Origin of the sequence: Candidatus Thiothrix sulfatifontis, assembly GCA_022828425.1 — a bacterium.
Lineage (GTDB): Bacteria > Pseudomonadota > Gammaproteobacteria > Thiotrichales > Thiotrichaceae > Thiothrix > Thiothrix sulfatifontis.
Genome location: CP094685.1, coordinates 2,680,648 through 2,698,428 on the forward strand (window position 1 = coordinate 2,680,648; position 17,781 = coordinate 2,698,428).

The following is a 17,781-nucleotide window of genomic DNA, read 5'->3' on the forward strand; positions in this document are numbered from 1 at the left end:
ATAAAGCAATTCACGAAGCAGCGCCAATGCGGTTTCATGAAGGGTTGGTTAAGCGATGTAATTTTACTGTTTACGCGCTGAATAACGCGACAAGCTGGCAGCCCGCCTACCTTTCCGCTACCATTCCTTTACAGTCTCAGAGCAAGGAAACCCATGGACGCACAACCCAAAGACCCTCACACCGTCATCGTCAATTTGCGTGACACCACAGGCACCTACACCTGTGACATTAATGCAGGCAAGCACCAAATGGTTGCCGACGAACCCGTGCCTCTCGGCGGTGATGACCTTGGCGCGGCACCCTATCAATACCTCAAAGCCGCGCTTGGCGCTTGCACCGCGATGACAATTCGCATGTATGCCGAACGCAAAAAATGGCCGGTCGAAAACGTTATCGTCACGCTGCGCCATAGCCGTGATGCTAATAAACAAAGCGTATTTGAGCGTGACATCCAACTGCTAGGGGATTTAACCGCTGACCAACGCGAACGCTTACTGGATATTGCCGACCGTTGTCCGGTACACAAAACCTTGAGCAATGGTGCTAGTATCCTGACTAAATTGATTGATTAACTTGTTGAAGAACCCTCATGTTGCACATTTACAATAGCCTGACCCGCCAGAAAGAAGTCTTCAAACCCATCGAACCACAGCAAGTACGCATGTACGTGTGCGGCATGACGGTGTATGACTATTGTCACCTCGGTCATGCACGGGTCATGGTGGTGTTCGACACGGTATACCGTTACCTCAAAGCCAGTGGTTACGCGGTTGATTATGTGCGCAATATTACCGACATTGATGACAAGATCATCAAACGCGCTGCCGACAATAATGAGCCGATTGAGGCGTTGACCCAACGTTTCATCGACGCGATGCACGAAGACGAAGACGCGCTCAATGTACGCCGCCCGACTTCGGAACCGCGAGCCACCGGCAATGTCCCCGAAATGCTGGCGATGATTCAAACTTTGCTCGACAAAGGCATGGCGTATCAAGGCAAAAACGGCGACGTGTATTACGATGTCTCGAAATTTGACGGCTACGGCAAACTTTCCGGGCGCAAGCTGGACGAATTACGCGCGGGCGAACGGGTGGCGGTAGACGAGGTAAAAGACGATCCGCTCGATTTCGTGCTGTGGAAAGCCGTGAAACCCGGCGAACCGGCATGGGATGCACCGTGGGGGCAAGGTCGCCCCGGCTGGCACATCGAATGTTCTGCCATGTCGCAGAAATTGCTGGGTGATCATTTCGACATTCATGGCGGCGGCAGCGATTTGCAGTTCCCGCACCATGAAAATGAAATCGCGCAAAGCGAAGGCTGCATCGGTCACAAACACGTCAATTACTGGATGCATAACGGCTTTATCCGCGTCAATGATGAGAAAATGTCCAAATCATTGGGTAATTTTTTCACCATCCGCGAAGTGTTGCGTGAATACAAAGCAGCGGATATTCGCTTTTTCATCCTCAACAGCCATTACCGCAGCCAGTTGAATTACGGCACGGATCAGTTAGATGCAGCACACGCCTCGCTGTCACGCTTGTATACTGCGATGCGCGGCTTGCCGGAATCCTTGCCTGCGGCGTATACCGACTACGAAAAACGTTTCATCGCAGCAATGGATGATGATTTCAACACCCCGGAAGCGCTTGCGGTGCTGTTTGAACTAGCCAGCGACATTAACCGCATTCGCAAAACCCAAAGTGACGCGACTGCGGCAAGTTTGGGAGCATTATTGCAACGTCTGGGTAATACGCTAGGCTTATTGCAGGATGACCCCGAAAGCTGGTTCAAAGGCAGTAGCACTGCCGATGGTTTGGATGAAGCCAGCATCGAAGCCCTCATTCAACAACGCTTAGATGCCCGCAAAGCCAAACAATGGGCAGAATCTGACCGTATCCGTGACGAACTCAAAGCCCAAGGCGTGATTCTGGAAGATAGTGCGGGCGGCACTACTTGGAAACGCGCGTAAGAACCCCGCCAAATACTATGGAATGACTATGAAAAAAATTACGATTATCGGGGCGGGTTTTGCCGCTCTGAGTGCTGTGCGTGAATTACGCAAACACGACCGCAATGCTGAAATTACGCTGGTTGCACCACTGGCAGAATTGCATTACCTGCCGGGAATTATCTGGATTCCGAATGGCTTACGTACCCGTGACGATTTAACCATACCGCTAGGTAATTTTTTCCAGCGCATGAACGTTAAGTTCCACCAAGGCAATGTCACGGGGCTGCGTGATGGCGGGCGAATTGTCGAAACCGACACTGGCGACATTGCTAACGACGGTTTAATTATTGGCTCTGGCGGGCGCTTCCTCAAAAAATTGCCGGGGATTGAACACGCCATCACCCCGTGTGAAGGCATTAGCGCGGCTGAAAAAATCCGTGATCGCCTAAAAGAAATGCAGAGCGGCACGATCGCTATCGGGTTTGCAGGCAATCCGAATGAGCCTAGCGCGATGCGTGGCGGGCCGATGTTCGAGTTCCTGTTCGGCATTGATACCTTGCTACGCCAGCAAAACCGCCGCGATAAATTCCATCTGGTATTTTTCAGCCCTGCCCCACAACCGGGTAATCGCCTTGGCCCCAAAGCCATGTCCGGCTTGTTGTCCGAAATGGGCAAGCGTGAAATCGAAACGCACCTTGGTCACAAGATGAAAAGTTTCAGCGCCGAGAAAGTGACGACAGAAGGTGGCGAATTCAACGCTGACTTGATCCTGTTCATGCCGGGAATGACCGGCAACCTATGGTTCGATAACACCACCCTGCCCCGTTCTGCGGGCGGTTTGCTCAAAGCCGATAAGCATTGCAAGGTCGAAGGCTGGGACAAGGTTTATGTAGCAGGCGATTCCGGCAGTTTTCCCGGCCCCGACTGGATGCCGAAGCAAGCGCACATGGCGGATTTGCAAGCTGAAGCGGCGGCGAAAAACCTGCTCGGCGAATTGAACAACACAGCTGCTGACGCCACCTTCAAAATCGAGTTGGTGTGTATTGTCGATTCGGTCAATAAAGGAATGCTGATTTCACGGACAGAAAAGCGTTCACTGGTGCTGCCTGCATCCCGCGTGTTCCACTGGATGAAGCGCGGGTTTGAATGGTGGTATTTGCGTCAGTATCGTTGATGCTCTTGCAACCCAAGCACCACGCTTACCCCTTCCCGTTTTTTGCTGTGGATGCCGCCTTTTCTGAGGAACAGTGCGCGGTGCTTGAGCGGCTTTTTTTGCAAGAAAGTGAGTGGCAGCATCGGGATGGGGCGTTTTACCGTTGTTCGTTGCGCGACGTTACCGACGCGATTCCAGCAAGGTTTCATGCCGACATACTTGCGCGAATGCGTGAAATTACCGGATTACCACTCGTGGAGCGTTTCATTGTCACGGCGCAACGGATGCTGCCCGGACACGTCATCGGTATCCACAGCGACCGCCCTTTATTGGGCTATGAAATTGCGCGATTGGTCGTGCAACTCAATCAGCACTGGCAAGCTGAACATGGCGGGGTGCTGGAATTATTTGCCTCACCAGAGGGCGAAGCCGTCTTCAAGGTTAACCCTGAACACAACAAAGCCTTTGGGTTTTTGCTGCACCCGAAGTCTTATCATGGTGTCACCGAAGTGACTCAGCCACGCCAAACTGTGGTCTTCAATTTCTGGCATGTCGCGAATACACCTGAACTTGAGGCGCACATTCAAGCCTTGTTTGCCAACCTGCATTTCTCGGAATTACCCGCAGCACTCGACCCGATTGCTGCCGATGCCGAAGCACGATTGCCGGAAGAAGTGACATATCGGGCAGGGACGGCGGCGATTGCACTGCATCGTTGGGGCTATGATGCGGCAACGGTTGTGAGTGGCTACCAGTACAGTGCAGGGTTGGATGGCGGCGCTACGCACGATGCGGAAACTTATGCAGCGGTGCGACTGGCGGACTGGGTGGCGTATTTGTATCGGGATTCGTTTGATTTGGCTCGCTGGGAAATCTTGCGGGGTGAACTGGCGGGAAGGGAAAGGTTTACACGCTTGTTATCGACTTGGCAGCTTTGCTTTCAGTAATGGAGTTAGTTGCCACACAATTCCGCTAGATTCCGCCAAGGTACAACTTGTGCCACTGTTCGCTGTTGCGCCTGTTCCCCGCCGTAGACCAACAAGGTTTTGCCTGCGTTGCCCGTCAATTCCTGCCAAAACTGCAAGCCTTTGAACTGGTCTTGGCTCAGGGTTTGACCGGATTTGACTTCGACGGCGCGAAATTTCCCGCCACGTTCCAGCACCATATCCACTTCATGCCCGCTACGGTCACGCCAGAACCAGATTTCGGGGTGTTCGCCCTGATTAAACAGGTGTTTATGGCATTCGCTGATCACCAGATTTTCAAACAATGCGCCGCGCATAGCATGAAACTTCACCTGTTCGACCTCACGAATACCCAACAACCAGCACACCAAGCCAGTATCATAAAAATACAGTTTCGGCGTTTTCACCAGACGCTTGTTGAAATTGCGATACCAGGGCTGCAAACGCACCACCAGATAACTCGCTTCCAGCACCGACAGCCACGCCTCCACCGTTTTCTGGGAAATGCCGCAATCATTCGCAATCTGCGTCAGGTTGACCAATTGCCCAACGTGATGGGCGCATACCCGCAAAAAACGCTGGAACAAGGCCAAATCCTGCACATTGATCAATTGCCGCACATCCCGCTCCAGATAGGTGCTGACATAGTTGGCATACCATTGGAACGCCTCCACCGGGCGGGTATAAATCGGCGGGTACGCACCTTTGTAGAGAAATTCATCCAACGTCGTCGGCAAATCCCCCGCTGCCAGCAATTCATCCTGAGCCAAGGGCAATAAATGCACCATGCCGACCCGTCCTGCCAACGATTGGCTGATCCCCTCTTTCAAACTGAACTGCTGCGAACCTGTCAGGATAAACAAGCCCATACGTCCATCGCGGTCAACAATGCCTTGCAGGTAGGAAAACAAATCGGGGCAACGTTGAACTTCATCCAGAATCGCACCATCAGGAAACTGCGCCAGAAAGCTACGCGGATCATGCAAGGCATAGTCGCGGGTATCAGGGTCTTCCAGCGTGACGTAAGGTTTTTCCGCAAAACAATGCTGCGCCAAGGTCGTTTTACCGCTCTGACGTGGCCCAGTAATCGACACCACAGGGAAACCCACAGCCAATTTCTTCAATAAATCCGCAGCGTTACGCTTAATCATGGCTAATCACAATCTAAATTCCTGATTAGCCAAGTATGCAGTTCTGGCAGACAAAAGAAAACCCCGAAATCATTGGCATTCCGGCAGTGTACCTTTGTGACGGATTGGTCATGTCGCTTCTCACTCGTCGGGAAGATGTATCAATGCATAAAATTTATCAGTAGAATTGCCGAAAATGACAGAGCGTCTTTTTTAAGGATAATAATTAACCCCTTGATAGGCAATCCACCCAAATATGAGTAATAAATTAGATCAGAAAATTAAAAGCCTTATTGATACTAAAGCTTCTACAATTAACCATAAAGCTTTTTATCATGCTCAATTTGCATCAACAATAATCAATCAACTAAATGATTTTATTGATGGGAAATTAATTTTAAGTGAAGAAAGAATTGTTGCACTTCTAGATCATTTGGTTGGTTACTATACAATAACACTTGATATTCCACTCAGCATTGATACTAAAATACTTAGAGCAGTCAAATTTGATCGTTTAGATAATAGACATTATCTATAAAAAACTAAAATATATAGATAATAATTATAAATGGCAAAATGCACATCCAGAGCGTAAATTCCTAACAGTAATAATAGCCTAGAGTAGGGACTAACGGCATGGCGGAGTACAGCTTTAACGCATTGAAATCCAATGAAAAGGCATTTGTTGCCATGACCAGTCTCAACGTCAAGGAGTTTTTGGGTTTGCTCGAACTGTTCAGCGCAGCTTACCAAACTGACCTACACGCACGGGGCAAACGTGTTGATGAGACGCGGGGTCGTTCTGATGGGAAACTGGCATTAATAGAAGACAAACTGTTTTTCATTCTGTTTTACCTGAAGACCTATCCTTTACAAGAAGTGCTGGCGCATTCATTTGATCTTCCCCAAAGTGTGGCAAACCACTGGATACACCGCTTATGCCCGGTATTACAAAGTGCATTGGATAAGATGGGACATAAGCCCATTCGACTATGCTCAGAATTAATGGGACGGCTAGCAGAAGAAGGGCAACAGGAATTGGTTATTGACGGAACAGAGCGGAGAATCCAGCGCCCCGTGGATAATGATGTCCAGCGTGAATACTATAGTGGTAAAAAAAATCCCATACGGTTAAAAACAATGTCATCGTTGGCTGTGCTGACAGACATATCAAATACTTAGGGAATACCCACTCAGGCAAGAAGCATGACAAGAAAATTGCCGATGAGGAGCAGACCCGATTACCGGAGGGTTCTGTGATTTTACGTGATTTAGGCTTCAAGGGGGCTGACATGGGAAAAGGTGTCACCGTCATTGAGCCAAAAAAGAAGCCACGGAATAAATGCCTGACCCCGCAAGAAAAAGAAGAAAACCGTCAAATTTCTGCCCGCAGGGTAGTCGTTGAACATATCATCAGTGGTATTAAACGCTGCCGATGCCTGAAAGATGTGTACCGTAATTTAAAAGATGACTTTGATGACCAGATTATGGAAATTGCTTGCGGACTACACAACCTGAGAAACTCCATGAGAAATCCCATCTATTGAAAGTTTTAAAAACTTTTAGATAAAAATTATTTATAGATAATGTCTAATAAGCCATGCTTTGATAAAGTTAGCAGACTTTCATATATCCCATATAACTCTGGCATAGTAGCACCTAGAGGCAGACTCAATAAAGGTGGAGATGCTATTTATTATGGCTGTATTTATTTTAATGATGATTATGGTGGATTTAATATTGCTTTTTCAGAAATTAATGCGCTTAAAAACGAGAAAATTAATATTCTTACATCAATAACTACGAGTGAAGTTAATGTTAATTATATTGGAATATATGATTACATCAGAAAAGAAATAAAACCTTCTTTTTTGTCAGAAGACACATATGCATATTTTAAGTCTGTATACGAATATTCAGAAAAAAAGCTTGATCAATATGTTTTTACTGCATTTCAACTAAGTGATGCTTTTTTTTCAGACATACTAAGAAGAAAAGAATCTGAAAGATTATATATTATAACTTCCATCCTTGCATCACTATTTTTAGATGGAAATAGCGTAGATGGCATTATTTATACTTCCGTTAAAGCAGAAGGCTCTCCTGTTATTGCTCTAAAACCAATATCTGTAGATAACAAACTGTCCCATAAAGAAGCATTTTCTTTTGAAATTCAAGAGAATTTTGGCTATGCAATTTATAAAGCAGACCTGCTTTATAAAGGATCAATACTAAGGGATGAAATTAAATGGAATTAATATTGGTCACACTGAAAAAGCCATGTTTAACTTAATAAAAAAAATTATAAATAGGTACAATACGAAATCAGCAGAAGGAGAAGAACTTTTTCTCCAAGGAATCAAAAGTGCATCCGCGAATCAACACGACAAGGCGATAGAGCTTTTCACTCGCTCGATTGCAGTTTTAGACATATACCCAGCACCCTTCATCAATAGAGGTGCATCATATCAATACCAAGAACGGTATCTCGATGCATGGGACGACTACGCACATGCCCTTCAAATGGAGATGACAAGCCCGTCGCCATCCGTAAAAATGCACCTCAGCGCATTGAATCAGAACATGAATGCGATAGCACCATTGATGGTTATAAACAAAGAGAACGGCGATGCAATAAGAAATAAATTAGTGACTGACGGAATTGAGAATTTCACTAAACGATGGGCAGAAGAACTAACAAAAAAATTACATAACGACAAAGAGCTTGTTCGATATTTTTGTCTAGAAGAAATGAAGGAATTGCACGATCTTGGTGGAGACCACAGATCTTTTGTGCTAAGCATCGGCTTTCAAAGTTCTGAATACCTCAATATAAAAGATAATCCTAATACGGCAGAAGCATTTTTTCTGATGAAAAGCGTTCTTTGCTGCTTCAGTAGAGAGCCAAAGAAAATGCTACTAGTAAGAACAAAAATTCTTACTAATCTTTCTAGTTCCTTGATTAATAATAATAAATACAAAATTGACAGCCAAATGGATCAATCATTAGGCATTAGAAAGTATGAACATCTTAAAAAAATCATCAAAGACCAAGAAATTCTTGAAATGCTTATTTTAAGCGCAAACGGAATGAATCAATATCCAATTACAATGGCAGGCAAAGTAACTGAAGCTGTCAGGTTAACAAATTATATTTCAAACTTAATTGGTATTTCAGGTTTGCAACTGCTTAATGCCATTAGTGGAAAACAATGTGATAAAAAAATCTTCAATATGATTGAAGAAGCAGAGAGACAGAAAGAACTTGAATATGCAGGTGATGATAATGAATGGTTTAATGAGTTAATCTTTTGGGCAGAAAAATATAAATTACCGAAATTACAACCATTTGACTCGCTAGTGTATCGACAAACAGGATTTCCTCGGAATAAATCTGAATTGATCGAGTTGGAATACTTGCATTTACCATCGTGTAACATATCGAAACTACCATCATCAATCGGAAAACTAAAAAATCTACAAGCAATTTGTCTTAATGACAATCAAGTCACTGAAATACCTAGTGAAATTTGCAAGATTAGCGGTTTGATTCGACTTGACTTAGATGATAATTTGATTTCCAATCTTCCAAAAGAAATTGGGGAGCTTAGAGAGCTACAAACTTTGTCATTGAGTGGCAATCCGATAGAAGATTTTCCGATTGAAATGAAAAATCTTTTAAATCTTAACAATCTTGATATAAGACAGTTAAAAGTCCATCTAGGATCAAAGTACTCACCATTATCATCTGATGGTTTTGAAGTTTATAAGTACTTTGAAAATATCATAAAGGAAGACAACCCCTATAACTTTGAAAAAACTATACGCAAAAAAGAAATTCGCGAAATTTCAGAGAAATTAAAAATTACATACTTAGTTCACTTTACTAACGCTAAAAATCTTGATTCAATTATAAAAAATGGCATTTATCCGCTAGATCGTCTTGATGAACTTAACAAAGAAGATGATAATGTCATTTATAGAAACGATAAACTTCGTCTAGACGGTCATAAAGATGCCACGTCAATATCAATAGGACACCCAAACAGCAAAATGTTCTACAAGTACCGCATGGAAAACCAAGAACAAGAATGGGTCGTACTTGTGCTTCAACAATCTATTTTATGGGATAAAGATTGTGCATTCTGCAAACACAATGCTGCTGATGCTAAAATTAGTAGCCAACCAATAGAAGCTCTAAAAACATCGCAGTCACTCTTAGAACTGTTCGATGAGATACAAGAAGCAACATCACGGACAGAACAGAACCTGAAGAGCTTCGATCCAACTGATGTCCAAGCTGAAATTCTTGTCTTTGATCTCATTGAACCACAGCTAATCGCAGGTGTAGTATTTAACTCATCTGCCACGAAAGAAAAGTTTATTGATGTCATTGGTGATCGCAAGACATGGATTCATGCTGACAGTAAAGGCTTATTCGCATCACGCAGTTATGCACGCCGATCTTCTTGATTTAACCGAACAGGAAATAGCAATTTATGGCTAAACGTCCAATTTATATTTCAACGATTGAGGGTGATATACTTGTTACCACTCAATATGTTGAATTTCAGTGGTTTCCTGGCATGGCCGTTAGTCAAAAACAAAAATCTATTGACTCGCTACATACGTCAGCTATGCAGTTACCTGACATAACCAAAATGTTAGAAATTTCTAGCAAGTCACGTGAACCTATCGGAGTTGCCCTCAGCGCATTCAACTTAATGATCAGTACAGTAAAATTCAATAGAACATTCAGTGTTGAATCAGCATATCAAAGCAGCAAAGTTTTTGAGCATGGCGGCCCATTTTTGGACATCTTAGAAAAAACATCCATAGAAGCCAAGAAAGACCCCAGAATACAAGAATCTGGAAGGCTTGTAGGTTTCAGATTTTTTGGTGTTAATTGGGAACTCGAACCATTGACTGCCTTCTACGATTGGCTTTACATAAACGCACTAAAGAAGCAACCAACCTATGCAGATCAAATACGTGACTACTCTGCATTTACGGACATTGAGTTCAATCCAGAGCGATCAATTAACTGTCAGGCATATTCTGTTGCACTTTTTGTATCTTTGCAACGTCGCAATTTACTTGATTACGCAACTTCATCAAAATCTGCCTTTCTTGAGGTTGTAACAAAAGCCGTAGTCAGCAACGCACGGCAAGACGAAAGTGTTCAAGCAGGACTGCCACTAAACCCAATTCTCCAGCCTTAACCCAACAACCCGCTGAAACTCATCAGTGTTATTGGTCACGACCGTCAAGCCATTGGCTAACGCTGTCGCGGCAATTTGCAGATCATAAGCCCCAATCGGTGTACCTTTGCGTTTAAGGTCGGCACGAATCCGTGCAGCTTGTTTTGCGTCTTCAGGGGTAAAATCGAGGACAGTCATCGGGCGCAGGAATTTTTCCAACGCGGTCAAGTTGCGTTTGTGAGCCTGACTATTTTCAACGCCATAATACAATTCAAACACCGTAACGGCTGAAATGAACACTTGTGCTGGTTTCAATGCCGTAAAACGCATCAACACTTCTGGTGGTTTTTCCTTGATGAGGTAAATACAAATATTGGTATCCAGCAAGTACTTCATCACCACTCCCGCTCTTGCACGGCAGGCTGGTCACGCCCTTGCGCCATGAAATCGTCTGAAAACTGTTCGATGGCAAGCAGCCAATCGTCCCAAGATTGCTCTAGCGGTTCAAGGATAATGCGATTGCCATCGCGGGAAATTTTGACTTCAGTACCCGACAACCGAAAGGCTTTGGGTAAACGAATGGCTTGCGAACGCCCATTCTGAAAGATTTTTGCTGTTTGCATCACGCGCCTCCTCATTAAAAAGTATATACCAAAAATATAGACTTTTTAGCGCATGAACTCAAGCATTACCCACAAAAGAAAACCCCGACCAGCGGGGCTTCTTCCTCCCTTCACCCCTTGCGGGGGAAGGGTCGGGGATGGGGGGAAGTAATCCGCAAGGATTACATCATGCCGCCCATACCACCCATGCCGCCCATATCAGGCATTGCAGCGCCGCCATCTTTCTTCGGCATTTCAGCGACCATTGCTTCGGTCGTGATGATCAAGCCAGAAACAGATGCCGCGTTCTGCAAGGCAGTACGGGTAACTTTAGTTGGGTCAAGGATACCCATTGCGATCATATCGCCGTACTCGGAAGTACGTGCGTTGTAACCGTAGTTACCTTCGCCCGCTTTTACCGCGTTCAGGATAACGGATGGCTCATCACCAGCGTTAGCGCAGATTTGGCGCAGTGGCTCTTCCATCGCACGCATAGCGATTTGGATACCTACGTCTTGCTCATGGTTGTCACCTTTCAGGTCTGCAATCGCTTGCAGCGCACGTACCAGTGCAACACCACCGCCAGGAACAACGCCTTCTTCAACCGCAGCACGGGTAGCGTGCAGGGCATCTTCAACGCGAGCTTTCTTTTCTTTCATCTCGATTTCGGTAGCAGCACCGACCTTGATGACCGCAACGCCGCCAGCCAATTTGGCAACGCGCTCTTGCAGTTTTTCACGGTCGTAATCGGATGAAGTGGTTTCGATTTGTGAACGCACTTGGTCAACACGCGCCTTGATGTCATCAGGAGAACCCGCGCCATCAATGATGGTGGTGTTGTCTTTGGTGATATTGATGCGTTTCGCTTGACCCAGATCGTCCAGCGTGACTTTATCCAACGCCAAACCGACTTCTTCAGAAATCACAGTACCGCCGGTCAGGATAGCGATATCTTGCAACATGGCTTTACGACGGTCGCCAAAGCCCGGTGCTTTAACCGCTGCCACTTTAACGATACCACGGATGTTGTTCACCACCAGTGTCGCCAGCGCTTCGCCTTCGATGTCTTCCGCGATGATCATCAGTGGTTTGCCTGCTTTAGCAGCGCCTTCGAGGGCTGGCAGCAGTTCACGGATGTTGGAAATTTTCTTGTCGTACAACAGTACGAACGGGCTTTCCAGTTCAGCCGACATGCTTTGTTGATTGTTCACAAAGTACGGGGACAGGTAGCCACGGTCGAACTGCATACCTTCAACCACGTCCAGTTCGTTGTCCAGACCTGAGCCTTCTTCAACGGTGATGACGCCTTCTTTGCCAACTTTGTCCATTGCGGTAGCAATGATGTTGCCGATAGCATCGTCAGAGTTAGCAGAAATGCTACCGACTTGGGCAATGGCATTGGTGTCTGCGCAAGGCTTAGACATCTTGTGCAGTTCAGCAACCGCAGCGATGACTGCTTTGTCGATACCGCGCTTCAGATCCATTGGGTTCATGCCAGCGGTCACAGACTTCATGCCTTCACGCACGATAGCTTGCGCCAACACGGTTGCCGTTGTTGTGCCGTCACCTGCTGCGTCAGAAGTCTTGCTTGAAACTTCTTTAACCAGTTGTGCGCCCATGTTCTCGAACTTGTCTTCCAGTTCGATTTCTTTGGCAACAGAAACGCCGTCTTTGGTCACAGTCGGTGCGCCGAACGATTTTTCCAGCACAACGTTACGACCCTTAGGGCCAAGAGTAACTTTTACAGCGTTTGCCAGAACATTAATGCCGCGAACCATGCGAACGCGAGCGTCATCACCAAAACGTACTTCTTTAGCACTCATTTTATAATCCTCTTATTAGCCTTCGATAATTGCCAGCAGGTCTTCTTCACGCATGATGAGAACTTCATCACCGTCGATTTTCACTGTTGTACCGGCGTATTTACCGAACAGAACTTTGTCACCGACTTTAACTTGCAGCGCAACGCGCTCATTGTCATCGCCTACTTTGCCAGGGCCTACCGCGAGGACTTCGCCGCGATCAGGCTTTTCAGTAGCATTGTCAGGGATGATGATGCCGCTGGCAGTTTTGCGCTCTTCTTCCATACGGCGTACTACAACGCGGTCATGCAATGGACGGATATTCATGGTCAGTATTCTCCTCAAACCAATCGGATTAGGACATTAGGGTTGTTGTTAGCACTCAAGGCTAGTGAGTGCTAATAATAGGGATGGCTAGGGCAAAGTCAAGGGCGGTCGAGTGAATTTTTTGTATCATCGGTACGGCGAATGACTTCGCCTTCGATGTCAGCGCCGGAAGAACGGGGTGCGGACGTGGGTTGATAGCCGCCGACGGACACGACACCGTTCTTCAGCAAGAACTTCACCAGTAGGTAGCGCGTGGGGGGTAATAATAAGATTAACCCTATTATATCGGTGAAAAAGCCGGGGATAATGAACAGCAAACCACCCAGCAACATCATCATGCCTTCCAGCAAGGACTTAGCCGGGCGTTGCCCCGCTTGCACATCGCGTTGGAATTTTGCCAGCGTGGATAGCCCTTGGTGACGCAATAAATACATCCCCAAGAAGCCAGAAAGGATTAACAGCAGAATCGTCGCCAGTGCGCCAATGGCACTGCCGACTTTGATGAGCAACCACAGCTCAATGAATGGAATCACCAAAAACAGCACAGAAAACACGGGGAAGCGACGCATGACACAAGATTCCATTCAAACTAATAATTTCAACTATATCGGTCTGAACAGGGTATTTTCAAGGCAACCCCACCAAATCAGGCAGCTTTCGCGTTGAGCGCTTGCTCATTGTGAATACGTTCACGCAATTGCACCAAAGGAATCGGACGTCCACAGTAATAGCCTTGCGCGAAGTCGACGCCGATTTGACGCAAACGCACCAAGGTTTCGCCATCTTCCACCAGTTCCGCAATCGTTAATAAGTTCATCACCTGCCCCACTTCGTGCACCGCTTTCACCATCGCCGCATCGACGGGGCTGGATACCAAATTGTGGACAAAATTACCGTCAATTTTGAGATAACTGAGCGGCAATTCGCGTAAATAACTGAGTGACGAGAAGCCGCTGCCGAAATCATCGAGCACCAAATGGCAACCCAAACTGTGCAAGGCATTCATCACCCGTTTGGCGTGGACAAAATTACTGATGGCGACGGATTCGGAAATCTCAAAGCAAATCATGCCGGGGTCAATCCCAAACTGTTTGATCTGTTGTTCCACATACGGAAATAAACGCGCATCTTGCACCGACTGACCGGATAAATTGATCATCAAGCGCGTTTCCATGCAGGGGGAACCGTGAACGTTATCACTGCGGCAACCTGCCAACATTTCCAATGATTTACGGATAATCCAACGGTCAATACTGGTCATTAAATCCAAACGATCAGCAACCGGCAAAAAGCTACCCGGATTCAATAAGGCTTGGCGAAATGGCAAACGCAACAAAATTTCGTATTGGCGAAAACTTTGATTACGCTCGGAATGCAACGGCATCACCGGCTGCGCAAACAGAATGAAGCGGTCTTCGCGCAAGGCATCTTTTAACAATTTGCTCCAATCATGCACCCGCTGGTTAGACATTTGTTCACGCTTCTCTTCTTCATGAACAAACACTTGGTTACGCCCCAAGGCCTTAGCGGTGTAACACGCCTTATCAGCATCAGAAAACAACTGCTTAATCTGCAAATTGGAAGATGGCATAAACTCGATTAAGCCAACGCTGGCACCAATCGAAAAGACCTTACCTTCCCAACTAAAGCGAAAATTGCGCAATTCGGTTAAGATAGACTCCATAATGCTACGGCCTTTTTCCAAGCCGCAACCCTCTAAAAATACAGCGAATTCATCCCCACCAATACGCGCCACTTTATCGGAAACCCGAACTGAGCGCCGGAAGATTTGCGCAACCTGTTTCAGCAATTCATCCCCGGCTAAATGCATCTCTTTATACACAAATCAGTCCTCCCCCAACTCACTAGCCATCTGAATCCCATAAATACAGTCCAGCACCCTTGAGTAGCCAAGCCAGATACTTTTAGCCCCCGGTTCGCCATCGCATTTTCTGCCCAAAAAGCCCCCCAGTTCCGCTAGATTGCGGATCACTTGATTGAGGGTAGGTATGCCATCGGGTAGTGCTTTTTTGCCGAGCCGGAAAGATACTTTCCATTCCAGCGGGTCAAACACCAGATCAGCCGGAAGTTCTGGGCAGGTACGCCCCAACCGCATCAGAAACATAATCCGCCAGGCCACCATGATGTAGAGCGCGAGGGCTTTTTCGATGCGCTCTTTAGTGTCCAGTTGCAGTTTTTCGACGCGACAGCCGACTTTCAGGACATCAAAAAACATCTCGATTTCCCAACGCGCCCGATACCAGTCGATGAGTTCACAGGCGGCATCGGCGGTCTCTACACAACGGTTGGTGACTAAACGCCAAATGAGGGGCGATTTTCCGGCGGGTGGGTTGATTTCTTTGGCTTGAACCAAGGTCAATAGCATTGGATGCTTACTTTTGGGACGCAGGGTATAACGTAACACCTTGATTTCTTGTACCACTTTGCGAGGCTTTTCACCCTGCTTGCGCGGTTTGGTAAAGGTGATACGAGTCAACGCCTGTTGTTGATCAATGGCATCCCACAGTTTGAGGTCATCCCCCAAGGCGCGGTTATGTTGCGCCCGTATCAGCAGGTCAGCCGGGTAATCCAAGGCTTGCGCCCGTTTGAGTAAGTCATAAAAGTCGCTTTCACGGTCGCCCGTATAGATGAGGCGGTGTTCAGGGCAGCGTGCCGCCAGTTCGGCTACCCGTTCATACCCTTCAATCCAGCGACGGCTTTCTTTGATGCCGGGGTTGGCAAGATCCGCCGCTTTGCTCAAGCCCCGTGACCACATCCACGTATCGGTGATCCCCAATGGCAGACGGTCTGGGGTGATACACAAGGTCGGATGCAGGTACATCCCGCGTTGCTTATCGTAGGATAAACGCCCCAAACCCTCGGTTTCCTGCCCATTGAAATCCAGTTCGGTGGTGTCTTGAATACACAGGATAATCCGCGAATCTTGCTGACGGATTCGACACTCGGTCGCTTCAAAGTGGGATGCCATCAAAGCATCATGGCTCACCGCTTCATTCCAGAAGAAACGGTACGTCGCCAAGGTGCTTGACCAACTTTGGCAAGCTTTCGGGATGCTCGATTGGGGGGCTTTGAGCATGGCGTTGAGGATATGGGCAGCGCGTGTTTCGAGACGCTTGTCTCCCAAATCAAGATCGGTGAGTTCGGTAGATGACCAGTTCATGGGTGAAAATTGCTTATCTTACATCAGTTTGGGGACTTGTGTATAAGGAGATGGGCTAAATGCCCGCAGGTATCATTGATAATTTTGAAATTGTCCAAATCCACGCTGGCTAATACATGGCTACGAGTCAGTGCGGAGGTATCATGCGCCAGTTGCTCCACATACTGCTCAAAACTGGTGCGATTCATCAAATCGGTTAATGCATCACGCGATGCTTGGCGGTACAAACGGTTAATAACTTTGCGATCGGCGGTCACATCACGGAAGATAAACACAATCGCTTTACAGTTATCGAGTATGCACGTCGTGTTTAATTCGACAAAACGTTCTTCACCAACACGCGGATACAGTTTCACTTGCCCAAATTGCAGCGGATAATTAGGGTGAAGCATGTTGGTTTCAAATGCTTTTTCGCCTAAAGCGTTACCTTGTAAGTCTTCCAATTTCAACACACTGCTAACATGTTCACCTAACACTTTATCGCGCTGCCACAGTGTCAATTTCTCGGCACTGGTGTTCATGTAAGTAATAATGCCCTGTTGATTGGCAACAATCACCCCACCGGCTAAAGCATCCAAAACCCACTCAGTATTTACCTGCTCTTGGAGAGGTTTATCGACCACTGCCGTATCATTAGCCGTTAATGCTGCCAAAGGAATGCGCTGATTGAAACGCACCAACAGATAAACGGCGGCCACTTGCGCAACAAACATGCCAAACAATAAATACGGCACAAGACCGTGTGAAACAGACAGTGCATCTGTCATGGAAGTATTGTTTAGCTGACCGCTGGACACTACCCAGACAAAAACGACTGCCAACGCAACCAATGACAGGATCGGAACGACAAATCGCATCAAATCCCCCTAATAACAGGTCTTTACTATAATAGTTATGATTAAATTATCACCTTAATTATAGCCAATTTACTTGACAATTGCCACGCCGCCCGTCTGATAAAAAACCATCAAACTGAGTTGACCTGTTTTTTGCAGCGTAACTGGCTAACGGTGATTGTTTTAAATAACGGATACGTATCTTTATAAGAAACCTTGCTTGACAAGTACTTTAAATAAAGAGAATATGTGAAATTAAATCATTTAAACATAATGCAAAAGGAATGGTGTTATTCATGTCTCATGTCGATATTTCTAATCTCAGTGTTGCAGAACTTGAAAAACTCAAAGGCAGTATTGATAGTGCGATTGCCAATCGCCGTGACGGTGAACTGTTGAGTCTACGCGAAGCGATTGAAGATATGGTTGAGCGCTCAGGCTTTACGCTTGAAGAAGTTATAGAAGTCATGCAGATGCGTCCTGCTAAAAAGCGCATTGTGAAAGCAAAATACAGCAACCCCAATAATCCTGAACAAACATGGAGCGGGCGTGGCAGAAAACCCGGCTGGGTTGAAGAGTGGGTATCCACAGGTCGTGAATTGAATGATTGTTTGATTCCTGAATAA

At 46.3% G+C, this 17,781-nt stretch carries 20 protein-coding genes; 11 read left to right on the top strand and 9 right to left on the bottom strand.

Annotated elements, in window-relative coordinates; translation table 11 throughout:
* Positions 1-153: 153 nt before the first annotated feature.
* Genes L3K52_13285 through L3K52_13300 form a run of 4 tightly spaced genes read left to right on the top strand, consistent with a single transcriptional unit; the run spans position 154 to position 4,058 of the window.
* On the top strand, positions 154-573 hold the full coding sequence (locus L3K52_13285) for an OsmC family protein (protein UOG91171.1): 420 nt from the start codon (positions 154-156) through the stop codon (positions 571-573).
* Between the two features lie 17 nt (positions 574-590).
* Positions 591-1,976: a cysteine--tRNA ligase gene (cysS, locus tag L3K52_13290; protein ID UOG91172.1), complete on the top strand. Its 1,386-nt coding sequence runs from the start codon at positions 591-593 to the stop codon at positions 1,974-1,976.
* Positions 1,977-2,004: 28 nt separating this feature from the next.
* Positions 2,005-3,132: an FAD-dependent oxidoreductase gene (locus L3K52_13295; protein UOG91173.1), complete on the top strand. Its 1,128-nt coding sequence runs from the start codon at positions 2,005-2,007 to the stop codon at positions 3,130-3,132.
* Positions 3,132-4,058: a 2OG-Fe(II) oxygenase gene (locus L3K52_13300; GenBank protein ID UOG91174.1), complete on the top strand. Its 927-nt coding sequence runs from the start codon at positions 3,132-3,134 to the stop codon at positions 4,056-4,058. Before L3K52_13295 ends, L3K52_13300 begins: the two co-directional genes overlap by 1 nt.
* A 5-nt stretch (positions 4,059-4,063) precedes the next feature.
* On the opposite strand, the gene L3K52_13305 is transcribed toward L3K52_13300, so the two are convergent.
* The gene (locus L3K52_13305; GenBank protein ID UOG91175.1) at positions 4,064-5,227 is read right to left on the bottom strand and encodes an ATP-binding protein; all 1,164 of its coding nucleotides are present in this window, start codon (positions 5,225-5,227) and stop codon (positions 4,064-4,066) included.
* Between the two features lie 235 nt (positions 5,228-5,462).
* Between L3K52_13305 and L3K52_13310 the strand changes: the two genes are divergently transcribed.
* The 6 genes from L3K52_13310 to L3K52_13335 all read left to right on the top strand — a co-directional run bounded on the left by L3K52_13310 (position 5,463) and on the right by L3K52_13335 (position 10,428).
* A complete protein-coding gene (locus tag L3K52_13310; protein ID UOG91176.1) occupies positions 5,463-5,744 on the top strand; it encodes a hypothetical protein in 282 nt (93 codons plus the stop codon).
* Between the two features lie 98 nt (positions 5,745-5,842).
* Positions 5,843-6,388, top strand: coding sequence for a transposase (locus L3K52_13315; protein ID UOG91177.1), 546 nt, complete (start codon positions 5,843-5,845; stop codon positions 6,386-6,388).
* Positions 6,376-6,753: a transposase family protein gene (locus tag L3K52_13320; GenBank protein ID UOG94007.1), complete on the top strand. Its 378-nt coding sequence runs from the start codon at positions 6,376-6,378 to the stop codon at positions 6,751-6,753. The genes L3K52_13315 and L3K52_13320 overlap by 13 nt, the downstream gene beginning before the upstream one ends.
* Positions 6,754-6,792: 39 nt before the next feature.
* On the top strand, positions 6,793-7,464 hold the full coding sequence (locus tag L3K52_13325) for a hypothetical protein (protein ID UOG91178.1): 672 nt from the start codon (positions 6,793-6,795) through the stop codon (positions 7,462-7,464).
* The gene (locus L3K52_13330; protein ID UOG91179.1) at positions 7,445-9,679 is read left to right on the top strand and encodes a DarT ssDNA thymidine ADP-ribosyltransferase family protein; all 2,235 of its coding nucleotides are present in this window, start codon (positions 7,445-7,447) and stop codon (positions 9,677-9,679) included. Before L3K52_13325 ends, L3K52_13330 begins: the two co-directional genes overlap by 20 nt.
* Positions 9,680-9,705: 26 nt before the next feature.
* Positions 9,706-10,428: a hypothetical protein gene (locus tag L3K52_13335; GenBank protein UOG91180.1), complete on the top strand. Its 723-nt coding sequence runs from the start codon at positions 9,706-9,708 to the stop codon at positions 10,426-10,428.
* On the opposite strand, the gene L3K52_13340 is transcribed toward L3K52_13335, so the two are convergent.
* The 8 genes from L3K52_13340 to L3K52_13375 form a co-directional block, all read right to left on the bottom strand.
* A complete protein-coding gene (locus tag L3K52_13340) occupies positions 10,405-10,803 on the bottom strand; it encodes a type II toxin-antitoxin system VapC family toxin (GenBank protein UOG91181.1) in 399 nt (132 codons plus the stop codon). The genes L3K52_13335 and L3K52_13340 overlap by 24 nt on opposite strands.
* On the bottom strand, positions 10,803-11,030 hold the full coding sequence (locus L3K52_13345; protein ID UOG91182.1) for an antitoxin: 228 nt from the start codon (positions 11,028-11,030) through the stop codon (positions 10,803-10,805). The genes L3K52_13340 and L3K52_13345 overlap by 1 nt, the downstream gene beginning before the upstream one ends.
* A gap of 161 nt (positions 11,031-11,191) precedes the next feature.
* Positions 11,192-12,832 carry a chaperonin GroEL gene (gene groL / locus L3K52_13350; protein UOG91183.1) on the bottom strand — a complete coding sequence of 547 codons (1,641 nt, stop codon included), beginning with the start codon at positions 12,830-12,832 and terminating at the stop codon, positions 11,192-11,194.
* A 15-nt stretch (positions 12,833-12,847) separates the two neighbouring features.
* On the bottom strand, positions 12,848-13,138 hold the full coding sequence (gene groES / locus L3K52_13355; protein ID UOG91184.1) for a co-chaperone GroES: 291 nt from the start codon (positions 13,136-13,138) through the stop codon (positions 12,848-12,850).
* Positions 13,139-13,236: 98 nt separating this feature from the next.
* Positions 13,237-13,707, bottom strand: coding sequence for an FxsA family protein (locus tag L3K52_13360; GenBank protein UOG91185.1), 471 nt, complete (start codon positions 13,705-13,707; stop codon positions 13,237-13,239).
* Positions 13,708-13,784: 77 nt separating this feature from the next.
* Positions 13,785-14,981 (bottom strand): EAL domain-containing protein, encoded by a 1,197-nt coding sequence (locus L3K52_13365; GenBank protein UOG91186.1) that lies wholly within the window; start codon positions 14,979-14,981, stop codon positions 13,785-13,787.
* Positions 14,982-14,984: 3 nt separating this feature from the next.
* Positions 14,985-16,319, bottom strand: coding sequence for an IS4 family transposase (locus L3K52_13370; protein ID UOG91187.1), 1,335 nt, complete (start codon positions 16,317-16,319; stop codon positions 14,985-14,987).
* A gap of 23 nt (positions 16,320-16,342) precedes the next feature.
* Positions 16,343-17,176: a diguanylate cyclase gene (locus L3K52_13375; GenBank protein ID UOG91188.1), complete on the bottom strand. Its 834-nt coding sequence runs from the start codon at positions 17,174-17,176 to the stop codon at positions 16,343-16,345.
* Between the two features lie 275 nt (positions 17,177-17,451).
* Between L3K52_13375 and L3K52_13380 the strand changes: the two genes are divergently transcribed.
* Positions 17,452-17,781, top strand: coding sequence for an H-NS histone family protein (locus L3K52_13380; protein UOG91189.1), 330 nt, complete (start codon positions 17,452-17,454; stop codon positions 17,779-17,781).